The organism is Cellulosimicrobium sp. I38E, assembly GCF_001647255.1.
Classification (GTDB): domain Bacteria; phylum Actinomycetota; class Actinomycetes; order Actinomycetales; family Cellulomonadaceae; genus Cellulosimicrobium; species Cellulosimicrobium cellulans_E.
This window is the reverse complement of sequence record NZ_LUAZ01000050.1, coordinates 139470-151902: the sequence shown is the minus strand read 5'-3', so window position 1 is coordinate 151902 and position 12433 is coordinate 139470. Positions and strand designations below refer to the sequence as shown.

The window sequence follows — 12433 nt, the reverse complement described above, 5'->3', positions numbered from 1 at the left end:
ACCCCGGAGACCCCGTGACCGACGTCCCGCCCGTCCCGCTGCCCGCCGTCGACCCCGTGGACCCGGCGTTCGCGAACCCGTGGCCCGCGCGCGACGGCACGCGCATCACCGGCGTGCGCGCGATCGTCACGGCGCCGGACGGCATCCCGCTCGTCGTCGTGCGCGTCGACACGAACGTGCCCGGCCTGTACGGGCTCGGGTGCGCGACGTACACGCAGCGGTGGCACGCCGTGGCCGCGTACGTCGAGCAGCACCTGGAGCGGATCGTCGTCGGTCGCTACCCCGGCGACATCGGCGACCTCGTGCGCCTCGCGCGGCTCGCGCCCTACTGGCGCGAGGGGCCCGTGGGGAACAACGCCATCTCCGGGCTGGACATGGCGCTGTGGGACATCGCCGGCAAGCGCGCGGGCATGCCCGTGCACGAGCTGCTGGGCGGCAAGGTGCGCGACGCCGCCGACACCTACCTCCATGCGAGCGGGCGGACCGTCCAGGAGACGATCGACGACGCGGCGCGGATCGTGGACGCCGGGTGGCGGCACGTGCGGATCCAGACCGGCCAGCCTGGCCTCGGGCACTACGGCACGGCCGCGGACCCCGAGCCCGGCTACCCCGCCGCGCCCAACCCCCACGGGTGGAGCGTCGAGGAGTACCTGCGCCGCACGCCGCGCCTCTTCGCGGCGGCGCGCGAGGCGCTGGGCGAGCAGGTCGAGCTGCTGCACGACGTGCACTCGCGCCTCACGCCCAAGCATGCCGTGATGCTCGCCCGGGCGCTCGAGCCGTACCGCCCGTTCTTCCTCGAGGACGTCCTCGCGCCCGAGCACTGGGACCGCCTGCCCGAGGTGCGTGCCGCGTCCCCCGTCCCGATCGCGGTGGGGGAGCTCGCGACGTCGTTCCCCGACGCCGCACGGCTCGTCCTGGGCGGCGGCGTCGACCTGATCCGGTGCCACATCAGCGCGATCGGCGGGCTCAGCGCGGGCCGGGCGCTCGCGACGGCCGCCGAGCTGGTCGGGGTGCGGACGGCCTGGCACGCCCCGGGCGACACGTCTCCGGTGGGTGCCGCGGCGAACGTCGCGCTCGACGTCACCTCGACCGCGTTCGGCATCCAGGAGGGCCACGTGTACTCCGACGCCGTGCACGAGGTCTTCCCCGGCACGCTGCGGATCGTCGACGGATGGCTGCGCCCGCACGACGCGCCGGGCTTCGGCGTCGACCTCGACGAGCGCGCCGCGGCGCGCTACCCGGCAGATCTCGCGGGGCACGACGCGTGGGCAGCGGGCGTCCGCGCGCCCGACGGCGGCCTGGTCGCCCCCTGAGGGATGGTCACCCCGCGGCGCACGTGGGGGTCGGGGGCTCGCCCGCCAGGCGCGCCTCGGTCCACCGCACGAGGTCCGGGGCGAGCGGGGAGTCGGCCTGGACGAGCCCGACATGGTCCCGCTCCGGGTACACGCGGTAGTCGACCGGCTGCCCGGCGGCGCACCGCGCGCCGACGTACGCCTCCTGCGCCGTGGGGAGGATCAGCGTGTCGGACGCCCCCTGGGCGACGAGCAGCGGCGCGGCGACCGGACCCGTCGGCACGTTCTCGGCCAGGCGCTCCCCCAGCGGGCCGGTCGTCGGGTCGGTGGTCCACAGCGGCTGGTCCATCGACAGGGCCTCGGCGACCGAGACGAGCGCGCTCGGCTCCGACAGGCAGCGCGACGCCATCTCCCGCACGACGAACCGCGCACCCGGGCGGACGTACCCCGCCGCGTCGCTGTCCGGGTAGATCGCGTCGTACGCCTCGACGACGAACGACGCGAAGACGCTGCCGCCGGTGACGCTCTCCAGGTGGGACACGAGGCCGGTGAGGTCGCTCGCCGGCGCGAGCGCGGCGACGCCCGCGAGCGGGACGTCGGGCGCGTACTCCGGGGCGACGGCCCCGGTCCACAGGGCGGCGTGGCCGCCCTGCGAGTGGCCCCAGACGACGGTCTGCTCACCGAGCGTCGCGCCGTCCAGCTCGCGCGCGGCGCGCACGGCGTCGAGGACGGACCGCGCCTCGCCCTGGCCGACGAGGTACGGGTGGGGGCCGTCGGTCCCCAGGCCCACGTAGTCCGTGGCGACGAGCGCCCAGCCGTGCGCGAGGACGTCGTCGAGCAGGAAGAACGCACCGGACTCGAAGGGCTCGTCGAGGACCGACGGCGCGCAGCCGCGCGCGGAGCCCGTCGTCCCGTGGGCCCACGCGATCACGGGCGGCGCGGCGTCGTCCCGGAGGGTGTCCGGCACCACCACGATCCCGCTCGCCACCGCGGGCTCGCCCTCGTCGCGGGTGGTCGTGTAGAGGATGCGCCACGCCGTCGCGCCGTCGGGGATCTGCCGCGTGAACGGCTCGGCGCGCACGAGGCGGCCGGGCTCGTCCGGGACCGACGCGGGCGGGTCGTAGAACGCGTCGACCTGCGGCGCCGCACGATGCAGGCCGACGCTGACGGCCGCGAGGGCCCCGGCCGCGACGACCGCGAGGACCGCGCCGACGAGCGCGACCCGGCCGTGGCGTCGAGGCTCGGACGGGTCGGGCGCTGCGGAGGTGCTTCCCGGAGCGACGGCGCGGGCGGCTTCGGCATGGGTCCGGCTCCTGCGGACCCCGGCGACGAGGAGGCGGACACCGAGGATCACGACGCGGACGCCGAAGACCACCGCGACGACGAGCACCGTGACGTCCGGCCACACGAGAGCCAGCACGCCCAGCACCACCGAGGCCACGCCGAGCGCGAGGCGCGTCCAGCGGTCGGCACCGGACGAGCGCACCCCCTCGACCCCGTCCAGGACGCCCGCGACGACGAGCCCGACGCCGACGAGGACCGCGACGACGACGATCGACGGCGCCGGCCACACGACGACCGCGACCGCGAGCGCCAGGAACACCATGCCGCGCGCGACGTGCGGCCAGCGCGGGGCCCGCAGTGCTCCGGGTGCGCGGGGAGCGGACTCGCCACCCCGGTCGGGCGACCGACCGGCGACGAGCTCCGTGACGCCGAGGACGGTCGCCCCCACGACGACCGCGACCACCAGCAGAGCGAGCGACGCGAACGGCCGCAGGACGAGGGCCGCGCCGACGACCGTGCACACGACGCCGAGCGTGACGAGGACCCACGGCGGGACCCTCTCCCCCGCGGCGGCGGCGGACGCGCGCATCCTGGCTCCGAGGCGGCTCACGCCGCGAACGTACCGGGCGCGGTGCCGCTCCGCGCGCCGGCCGTCGCCGACGTCGCGCGCTGACGGCGGGCTCAGGCCGGGGGCGCGGCCGCGTGCGCCGGGCGGCGCGTCCAGCGAGGCAGGCCCGGCCCGACGCACGGCCGCGGCCAACGTCGATGCAAAAAGCAAACGACCAATCGCAATATCGCTACAGAGTCTTGCGCTCCCTGCGACCTCGTCCTAGTGTTCCGCACGGAACGACCCTGCGCGGAGGTGCGACCGCGCAGCGGGCCGGAGGGTCAGCACGCCCTCCGGTGAGCACGGAGGCGGACCGCCTCCCGAGAGAAGACGGGTCAACGATGATTCGCAGCACGAACCACCCCGCGGCGCGTCGGCGCGCCCGGGTCGCGGCCGCCACGGCCGTCGCCCTCACGCTCGTCGCGGGCACCGCCTCGACCGCCCTCGCACACGGCAAGCCCCAGCCCCCGGCTCCCGCCGTCGTGACGCGCGCCGCGGTCGACCCGGCGCTCGTCGAGGGACGCGGCGCCACCGTCCCGTTCCTCGAGCAGGAGGCGGAGAACGCCGTGACGACGGGGACGGTGATCGGGCCCGGCCGTGACGCCTACACGATCGAGGCCGAGGCATCGGGTCGCTCGGCCGTGCGGCTCGCGGCGGGGCAGAACGTGGAGTTCACGCTCCCCGCGGACGCGAACGCGATCACGGTCAGGTACTCGATCCCCGACTCCCCCACAGGCGGCGGGATCACGTCGCCGCTCGACGTGTCGGTCCTCCGCGGCGGCAAGAAGGTCGGGCTCGACCGGCGCATGACGCTCACGTCGGCGTACTCCTACCTGTACAACCAGTACCCGTTCACCAACGACCCGACGGCGGACCTCCTCCAGCCCGGCTGGTGGGTCACCGAGTGCGCGTGCGTCCCCGCGGAGACGTCGCCGACCCCGACGTTCGAGAAGCCGTTCCGCCCCATGAAGTTCTACGACGAGCAGCGGCTGCTGCTCGGCCAGACGTACAAGAAGGGCGACGTCGTCCGCCTCACGGTGCCCACGCGTGGCGCGGCGGAGTGGACCGTGGTCGACCTCCTCGACTCCGAGAAGGTCGCGCCGCCGAAGGTGCGCCTGCTCGCCGCGAACGCGCTGCTCTTCGGGGCCGACCCCACGGGCCGGCGCGACTCCGCCGACGCGCTCGACAAGGCGATCGCGTTCGCCAAGAAGCACCGGCTCGAGGTGTACGTCCCGCCGGGCGTCTACCAGGTGAACCGGCACATCGTCGTCGACGGCGTGACGATCCAGGGCGCCGGGAGCTGGTACACGATCTTCCGGGGCACGGAGGTCGCGCTCGACGCTCCCGCGCCCGACGGGTCCGTGCACACCGGGGTCGGGTTCTACGGGAAGTACGCCGACGAGGGCGGCAGCCGGAACGTGCACCTGCGCGACTTCGCGATCGTCGGGGACGTGCGCGAGCGCGTCGACACCGACCAGGTCAACGGCGTCGGCGGCGCGCTGAGCGACTCGTCCATCTCCGGGCTGTACCTCCAGCACACCAAGGTCGGGCTGTGGTTCGACGGGCCGATGGACAACCTGCGCGTGGAGGACACCGTGATCGTCGACCAGATCGCCGACGCGCTGAACTTCCACGGTGGCGTGACGAACTCGGTCGTCCGAAACGTCTTCGTCCGGAGCACGGGCGACGACGGCCTCGCCATGTGGTCCGAGAAGCTGGCGAACAGCGGCAACGTGTTCGAGAAGAACACGATCCAGTCCAACACCCTCGCCAACGGCATCGCGGTCTACGGCGGCACGGACAACACCGTCCGCGCGAACCTCGTCGCCGACCCGGTGCGCGAGGGCAGCGGGCTGCACGTCGGGTCGCGGTTCGGGGCGGAGCCGTTCGCGGGCTACCTCCACCTGACCGACAACACCGCGGTCCGGGCGGGCACGTACGAGCTCAACTGGAACATCGGGCTCGGCGCGATCTGGTTCTACGCGCTCGACCGCGACATCGACGCCGACGTCCGCGTCACCGGCGACCACTACCTCGACAGCACGTACAACGCGATCATGCTGGTCTCCGACTGGGGCGTGAAGGACCAGGTCGCGATCGAGGGCGTCGCCTTCAAGGACGTGCGGGTCGACGGCACCGGCACCTCTGTGGTGAGCGCGCGCGTGCGCGGCGGCGCGTCGTTCGAGAACGTCGACGCGCGCAACGTCGGCTGGGCGGGCGTGAACAACTGCGGCGCCTTCAACTTCCCGGACGGAGGCACCGAGTTCACGCTCACCGACCTCGGCGGCAACGACGGCACGTCGCTCAGCCCGTGGGAACCCGGCACGGTGAACTGGCTCGGCCGGTTCGTCCCCAGCGCGCCGAGCTGCAACGACCGCCCGCCGGTCGTCGCTCCCCCGGCGCCCTCCCCCTGGGTCCAGCCGGTCGGCTGACACCACCCCGCTGAGCGCAGGAAGCAGTCGCGGTCGGAGCGATTCGGCCGCGACTGCTCCTGCACTCACGGGCGGGGTGGCGGGTAGGGTCCCCCGGTGGCTCTTCTCGGACCGGACGACGACGTCGTCGCGCGTCTCGGGCGCGTGCCGGGGCGGATCGCCGTGGCCGGGGTGTCCGGGTCCGGGAAGACGACGCTCGCGCGGCGCCTCGGCGCGCGGCTCGGGATCCCGCACACCGAGCTCGACGCGCTCCACCACGGGCCGGCGTGGACGCCGCGGCCCGCGTTCCTCGACGACGTCCGGGCGCTCGTCGCGCAGGACGCGTTCGTCACCGAGTGGCAGTACACGGCCGCGCGGCCGCTCGTCCTCGCGCGGGCGGAGGTCGTCGTCTGGCTCGACCTGCCGACACACGTGACGATGCGGCAGGTGGTCGTGCGGACGCTGCGCCGGTCGGTCCGACGCGAGGTGCTGTGGAACGGGAACGTCGAGCCACCCCTGTGGCGCACCTGGTACCGGGCGCCCGAGGAGAACATCGTCCGGTGGGCGTGGACGACGCGCCACAAGTACCGCGACCTGCCCGCGGAGGTCGGGCGGGACGCCCCGGACGTGCTCGTCGTCCGGCTGCGGTCGCGGCGCGAGGTCGAGCGGTGGCTCGCCGCGCTCCCGGTCGTCGACGGCGCCTGACGACACCTCAGGACGCCGGCACGGGGTACCGCGTCAGACCGCCTCGGCCGCCACCTGGCGCGCGAGCGCCTCGACGATCCGCACGTCGGCGTCGAGCCACGGCACGGTCAGCCAGCTCCCGGCGTCGAGCCACGTCAGCTCGTCGTGCTCCACGAGGGGCTGCGGCTCCCCCGCGGTGATGCGAGCGAACCACAGGCGCATGACGTGCCGGTCCGTGATGATCCACGTCCCGTGGTCGGGCCCCACGAGCTCCTCACCGAGCTCGACGGCGACCCCCAGCTCCTCGCGCAGCTCGCGGTGCAGCGCCTCCGTGGGCGTCTCTCCGGGGTCGACCTTGCCCCCGGGGAACTCCCACCGACCTGCGAGGTGCGACGGTCGTGACCGGCGCGCGCTGAGCAGGAGCCGCGGAGCGACGAGATCGTCGACGATCGCCGCGGCCACCACCAGTCTGCGCAGAGTCATACGCGGAGTGTCGCACGGCCTCGTGTCGTGCGGGTGACGCGGTCACGCCCACGGTCCGGCGGGACCGTCGACCCGTCGGTCAGCGCAGGCCGGCCGCCCGCGCCCAGGCCACGGCCTCGGCGCGCGTCGAGACCCCGAGCTTGCGGTAGAGGCTCCGGACCTGCGACTTGACCGTGTTGCGCGTGACGAAGAGCTTGGTGGCGATCTGCTCGAGCGTGACGTCCTCAGACAGGTTCGACAGGACGACCCGCTCGCGGCGGGTCAGCGGGGCGATCGGCGTGGCGATCAGCTCCGACGGGGCCGCCATGGGGCGGACCAGCTCGATGGTGCTCATGTTCTCCTCCAGGTGCTCTCCGGTCACGTCATCCCCACGTGGCGAGTTCCGGTGTGGTGCTACATGAAGGGATGGGGCAGGAGTCGATTCATGACGCGACTTCTCGCGACGAATTTCAGGACGTCGGTCCCGAGCGGGGCAGATCGCCCGATCGCGCGTGTTTGCCCAGGTCAGGAGGCGTGCGCGTAGGAGAGGAGCAGAAGGGCGACCGCCGTGAAGTCCTCCGCGGACCCCACCGGGCGCACCACGACGCTCACGCTCATCTGCTCGACGGTGGGAACCATGCCTTGGGCGAGGTCCTCCTGCAGCGTGCGCTCGACCGCGTCGCTCAGGGCGGCCATGGCCGCGTCGACGGAGTTCTGCGGCCCCGACGAGAGATAGGTCGGCGTCGGCACGCGCGGGCCGCGGTGCTCGCGAGAGAACGTGCGGTCGGGTGCCGTCACGGTGTCGATCATGGGATTACCCCCTGACTGTCCGGGGGGACCGTCCCCTCCGTACGAACCACGGTGGAGGGCCGCCCTTGAGGGAATCGCACGGCCTCCGCAGGAGAACCTCAGGATTTGCTCAAGACCCGGGGTCGCGGACGTCGCCCACGCCCGTGGTCAGCGCGCGCAGGCGGTGCAGGGACGGGCCGACGGCGCGATGCTCGCCCGCGCGCAACGCCGTCTCGAGGGCGCGCGCGGCGGCGGTCGTCCGGTCGTCCCCGAAGGTCCCCGCGGAACCGGCGACCGCGTGGCAGAGGGATGCGGCCTCGAGCACCGCCTCGGGCGTCGGCGGGCCCGCGGCCCCGCTCCGCAGGAGTCGGGTCACGTTCTCCACCCGCTCGGCGTTCCGGGCGCGCGCACGCTCCCGGAGCACGCGCAGCACACCGTCGAGACGGTCCTCCTCTCCCCCGGACGCCGCCGTCACGACGACCACCCGAGGAGAGCAGCCAGCCGAGGGGCGAGGTCGAGCGCGTCGAACGGCTTGGTGATGACCCCGGCCGCGCCCAGCCCGTCGAGACGGGAGATCTCGCCCGCCCCGACCTTGGCCGTGAGGAACACGACCGGCACGTCGCGCAGCGCCGGACGCATCCGCAGCCGTGCGAGGACGGTCGGCCCGTCGACCACCGGCATCATGACGTCGAGCACGATGGCGTCCGGCAGGACCCGCTCGGCGATTTCCGCGCCGCTGTCACCGTCCTCGGCGACGTGGACCTCGTACCCGCCGACCGCGTGGAGCGCGAGCTCCACCACCTCGCGGATCGACGGGTCGTCGTCGATCACGACCACCCGCCGCCTGCTCGCCCCTGCCGCCTCCATCATCACGACGCTAGCGGACAAGCGCTCGCCAGGCAGCGCGCGCGCCACGGAGGTCCCCTACGCTCGACGCATGGAGGCACAGCGGGGGGACGCCGAGCGCGTGCACGACCCGTTCGTCCTCTGGTGCTGGGCGGTCGGCGCGCTGCTCGTCCTGCTCGTCGTCCTGCTGGCGAGCCCCCTCGACGAGTCGACCCGGCGCGGCATCTCGCAGGTCTCCATCGTCGTGGCCGGCGCGACCGCCGCCGCGAGCTGCGGCTGGCGGGCCGCACGCTCGACTGGACGTCGGCGGCGGGCGTGGAGCCTCCTGTCCATCGGTGGCGCGATCGGCCTCGTGGGGAACCTCTACGCGGGGCTGGTCGCCGACCCCACCACGGGCGACGTCGCGTACATCACGGCACTGCTCCTGGGCGTCGTCGGCCTGGCCTTCTTCCCGACCGTGCGCCCGCGCGGCAAGGAGATCGGCCGGATGCTGCTCGACAGCGTCGTCGTGGGCGGGTCCGTCCTGTACATCGCCCTGTACGCCGTGACGATCGGCCCGGACGCCGGGTCCGGCTCTGGCTCCGCGGCCGTGACCGCCTACCTGCTGCCGGTGGTGGACGCCCTGCTCGCGACGTTCGCCGTCCTCGTCATGACCCGGTCGAGCGCGTCCGAGCGGGTGCCCCTCGTGCTCGTCGGGAGCGGCTTCGTGCTCTACGCCGTGGCCGACGTCGCGTTCGCCCTGCTCTCCGCCGACGGGACCTTCACGTTCGGCAGCCCGATCGACATCGGCTGGGTCGGCGGGTACCTGATGATCGCTCTCGCCGCGCGGCACCGGACCGCCTCCGGGAGCCCCGTCGCGGACCAGCCCGCCGAGGGGTCGGCGGTGCTCGGCACGACCGTGACGTTCTGCCTGTTCCTCGCCGCGGCGCTCGTCCGCGTGGCCCAGTCGTCGACGGGCGTCTCGTGGGCGCCCAACGCCCTCTGGGTCGTCGTGCTGGTCGCGGTCGTCGCACGCCAGGTGCTCGTGGTCGCGGACAACGAGTCGCTGCTGCACGGTCTGGAGCGCCGGGTCGAGGAGCGGACCTCCCAGCTGCGCGCCCTGGCGAGCGAGCGCGCCCGCACGCTCGAGTCCGTCGCCGACGGCATCTACGGCGTCGACCCCGACGGCCGGGTCACGTTCGTCAATCCCGCCGCCTCCCGGACGCTCGGCGCCAGCCAGGAGGCCCTCATCGGGCAGGGCGCGCACGCGCTCTTCCACGCGCCGGACGCGGACGGCAACGCCTACCCCGCGGAGTCCTGCTACGTCACCGAGGCCGTGCGCGACGGCGTCACCACGGTCGCGGAGCAGGACGTCTACCTCCGGGGGGACGGGTCGGAGGTCGCCGTCGAGGTCACGGCGAGCCCGCTCAAGGACGACGGCCGCACGCTCGGAGCGGTGGTCGTCTTCCGAGACATCACGGACCGCCGGGAGGTCGAGCGACTCAAGGACGAGTTCGTCTCCGTGGTGAGCCACGAGCTGCGGACACCGCTGACCTCCATCCGCGGTGCTCTGGGCCTGCTCGACAGCGGGACGCTCGGCCCCCTGCCCGAGCGGTCCGCACGCATGGTCCACGTCGCGCGCCTGAGCAGCGAGCGGCTCAACCGGCTCGTGGACGACATCCTCGACATCGAGCGCATGGACTCCGGGACGACGCCCCTCGAACGCGCCGACCACCGCGTCGAGGACCTCGTCACGACGGCCGCGGAGCAGGTCGGGCTGCTGGCGCGCGAGGCGGGGGTCGAGATCGTGCAGGAGCGCACCGACCAGGTCGTGAGCGTCGACGGCGACCGCATCGTGCAGATGCTCACGAACCTGCTGAGCAACGCCGTGAAGTTCTCGCCTCGCGGGACGACCGTCCGCGTGTCCGCCCGGGGCGCGGGCGACCTCGTCGAGCTCCAGGTCGAGGACGAGGGCCGCGGCATCCCGCCCGACAAGCTCGAGGCGGTCTTCGGCCGGTTCGAGCAGGTCGACGCGTCCGACTCGCGCGAGCGGGGCGGGAGCGGCCTGGGCCTCGCGATCTCGCGGAGCATCGTCGAGCGCCACGGTGGACGGCTCTGGGCCGAGAGCAGCGGGGAGGGAACGGGCTCGACCCTCCGTGCGACGCTCCCGCCGGCCACGCCGCAGGCGGACCACCCGCCGCGCGTCGTCGTGGTGGACGACGACCTGTACGTCGTCGACGTCCTCCGGTCGGTCCTCGAGTCGCGGGGGTACGACGTCGTCGGGGTGACCGACAGCGCGCAGGCGTTCGCCGCCATCGAGGCCGCCCGGCCCGCCGCCGTGGTGCTCGACCTCGCCATGCCAGGTCGCGACGGGCACAGCGTGCTCGACCGGGTCCGCCGTACTGCCGCGACGGCCAACGTGCCCGTCGTCATCGTCTCCGGGTCGCAGCCCTCGAAAGCGGTCACGACCGCCTCGCTCGCCGACCGGTGGCTCGTCAAGCCGGTCGACCCCGCCGAGCTCGAGCGCACCGTCCGGGAGGTCATCAGCCTGCGCCCGCACCACGAGCACGTCCTCGTGGTCGAGGACGACCCGGACCTCGGTGAGGTGCTGCGCACCCTCCTGCAGGGCGCCGGGCTCGTCGTGACCCTCGCGCGGAGCGTCCGGGAGGCCCAGGACGTGCTCGCCACGCCGGAGGAGCCGGCGCTCCTCGTCCTCGACCTCGCGCTCCCCGACGGCGCCGGCCGCGAGGTCGTCGCGGCGCTCCGGCGCGACGGACGCCTGAGCCGCGTCCCGCTGGTGGTGTACAGCGGGGCGCGGCTCGACGCGCGCCAGCGTGCGGGGCTCCGGCTGGGAGATACGGTCTTCCTGCGCAAGGGGAGCACCTCCCCCGAGAAGCTGCTGGAACCCGTGCTCGAGCTGCTGGACACGGCCGCGGGCCGGACGAGCACCGAGCCAGGACGACCAGGCGAGAGCCTGAGGACGGAGGACGAATGGCGCCCCGGGGCCCCACCATCTACGTGAGCCACGGCACGGGCACCGGGAGGACCGATCTCTCGGCCTTCGACGCCGCGCTCGCGGACGCCGGTGTCGGCGACTTCAACCTCGTCCGGCTGAGCTCGGTCGTCCCGCCCGGGTCCCAGGTCGTCGAGGTGGACCGGCTCGAGCAGGGGTACGGCGACCACGGAGACCTCCTCTACTGCGTCTACGCCGAGGCGCACGCCGTCATGCCGGGCCACGAGGCGTGGGCCGGCGTGGCCTGGTCGCTCCGGGACGACGGGAGCGGCGCCGGGCTCTTCGTCGAGCACGAGGCGCCGTCGCACGAGCAGCTCGAGCTCGACCTCACGCTCAGCCTCGAGGACCTCTCCGCGACGCGCGGGCACCGCTTCAGCCCGGCGGGACGACGAGTCACGGGCGTGCGGTGCGAGACCTTGCCGGTGTGCGCCGTGGTCGTCGCGGCCTACCGGCGTCAGGGCTGGGACGGAGCGGAACGGTGACCGGCGGCGCGACGGCTGCCGGGCGCGCCGCGGTCACCTTCGAGACGGCCGTGGACGGCGACCTCGCCGACCGGTTCTGGGAGCTCTACCTCGAGGCGTTCGAGCCGCTGCGGACGCGCGCGGCCGCCCGGCACGTGCTGCACCGCGAGGAGTTCGACGAGGAGATGAGCGACCCGCGGGTCCTCAAGCTCCTCGCCCATGACCACGACGGGACCGCGGTCGGGCTCACCACCCTGGCGACCGACCTCGCGGCCGTACCCTGGGTGAGCCCCGAGTTCTTCGCTGCGCGGTACCCCGAGCACGCCGCGCGGGGCGCCGTCTGGTACATCGGCTTCACGCTCGCCCACCCGGGTCGCCGCGCCAGCCGGACGTTCATGGACATGATCGACGCGCTCGTCGAGCACCTCGCCGCGCACCACGTCGTGTGCGCGTACGACGTCTCGCGGTTCAACGACGACTCGCTCCGCTTCGCGGAGAACCTGCGCCGTCATCTCGAGCGGACGCAGGACGTCCGGGTCGAGACGGTCGACCAGCAGACCTACTACGCCACGACGTTCCACTGATCCTCGCGGCGCACGGCTCGT

The 12433-nt window shown here is 74.0% G+C and carries 12 protein-coding genes; 6 read left to right on the top strand and 6 right to left on the bottom strand.

All coding sequences use genetic code 11. The annotated features are described in order from the left end of the window. Window positions 1–14 precede the first annotated feature (14 nt). The gene (locus A0J59_RS16080; RefSeq protein ID WP_255365275.1) at window positions 15–1313 is read left to right on the top strand and encodes an enolase C-terminal domain-like protein; all 1299 of its coding nucleotides are present in this window, start codon (window positions 15–17) and stop codon (window positions 1311–1313) included. A 7-nt stretch (window positions 1314–1320) separates the two neighbouring features. Here A0J59_RS16080 and A0J59_RS16075 read toward each other — a convergent pair whose 3' ends face one another. Then, a complete protein-coding gene (locus A0J59_RS16075) occupies window positions 1321–3186 on the bottom strand; it encodes a lipase family protein (protein ID WP_255365273.1) in 1866 nt (621 codons plus the stop codon). A gap of 338 nt (window positions 3187–3524) precedes the next feature. Here A0J59_RS16075 and A0J59_RS16070 point away from each other — a divergent pair, with 338 nt between their 5' ends. Then, window positions 3525–5615 carry a glycosyl hydrolase family 28-related protein gene (locus A0J59_RS16070; protein ID WP_047230847.1) on the top strand — a complete coding sequence of 697 codons (2091 nt, stop codon included), beginning with the start codon at window positions 3525–3527 and terminating at the stop codon, window positions 5613–5615. A gap of 96 nt (window positions 5616–5711) precedes the next feature. Next, window positions 5712–6299, top strand: coding sequence for an AAA family ATPase (locus A0J59_RS16065; protein WP_255365272.1), 588 nt, complete (start codon window positions 5712–5714; stop codon window positions 6297–6299). A gap of 33 nt (window positions 6300–6332) precedes the next feature. On the opposite strand, the gene A0J59_RS16060 is transcribed toward A0J59_RS16065, so the two are convergent. From A0J59_RS16060 to A0J59_RS16040, 5 genes are all read right to left on the bottom strand, one after another. Then, window positions 6333–6761: a (deoxy)nucleoside triphosphate pyrophosphohydrolase gene (locus A0J59_RS16060; protein ID WP_047230849.1), complete on the bottom strand. Its 429-nt coding sequence runs from the start codon at window positions 6759–6761 to the stop codon at window positions 6333–6335. A 79-nt stretch (window positions 6762–6840) separates the two neighbouring features. After that, window positions 6841–7095 (bottom strand): helix-turn-helix transcriptional regulator, encoded by a 255-nt coding sequence (locus A0J59_RS16055; RefSeq protein WP_082140876.1) that lies wholly within the window; start codon window positions 7093–7095, stop codon window positions 6841–6843. Window positions 7096–7265: 170 nt separating this feature from the next. Further along, on the bottom strand, window positions 7266–7550 hold the full coding sequence (locus A0J59_RS16050; protein ID WP_047230850.1) for a hypothetical protein: 285 nt from the start codon (window positions 7548–7550) through the stop codon (window positions 7266–7268). Window positions 7551–7659: 109 nt separating this feature from the next. Then, the gene (locus A0J59_RS16045; protein WP_220084501.1) at window positions 7660–8004 is read right to left on the bottom strand and encodes an Hpt domain-containing protein; all 345 of its coding nucleotides are present in this window, start codon (window positions 8002–8004) and stop codon (window positions 7660–7662) included. After that, entirely contained in the window at window positions 8001–8396 is a 396-nt protein-coding gene (locus tag A0J59_RS16040) for a response regulator (RefSeq protein WP_047230852.1), read from the bottom strand. Before A0J59_RS16040 ends, A0J59_RS16045 begins: the two co-directional genes overlap by 4 nt. 70 nt (window positions 8397–8466) lie before the next feature. Between A0J59_RS16040 and A0J59_RS16035 the strand changes: the two genes are divergently transcribed. The 3 genes from A0J59_RS16035 to A0J59_RS16025 are packed head-to-tail and all read left to right on the top strand — an operon-like array spanning window position 8467 to window position 12412. Further along, a complete protein-coding gene (locus A0J59_RS16035; RefSeq protein ID WP_064316767.1) occupies window positions 8467–11376 on the top strand; it encodes a response regulator in 2910 nt (969 codons plus the stop codon). Beyond that, window positions 11346–11849, top strand: a complete 504-nt coding sequence (locus A0J59_RS16030; protein ID WP_047230853.1) for a pyruvoyl-dependent arginine decarboxylase — start codon at window positions 11346–11348, stop codon at window positions 11847–11849. The genes A0J59_RS16035 and A0J59_RS16030 overlap by 31 nt, the downstream gene beginning before the upstream one ends. Continuing rightward, window positions 11846–12412, top strand: coding sequence for a hypothetical protein (locus A0J59_RS16025; protein ID WP_047230854.1), 567 nt, complete (start codon window positions 11846–11848; stop codon window positions 12410–12412). The genes A0J59_RS16030 and A0J59_RS16025 overlap by 4 nt, the downstream gene beginning before the upstream one ends. Window positions 12413–12433: the final 21 nt, after the last annotated feature.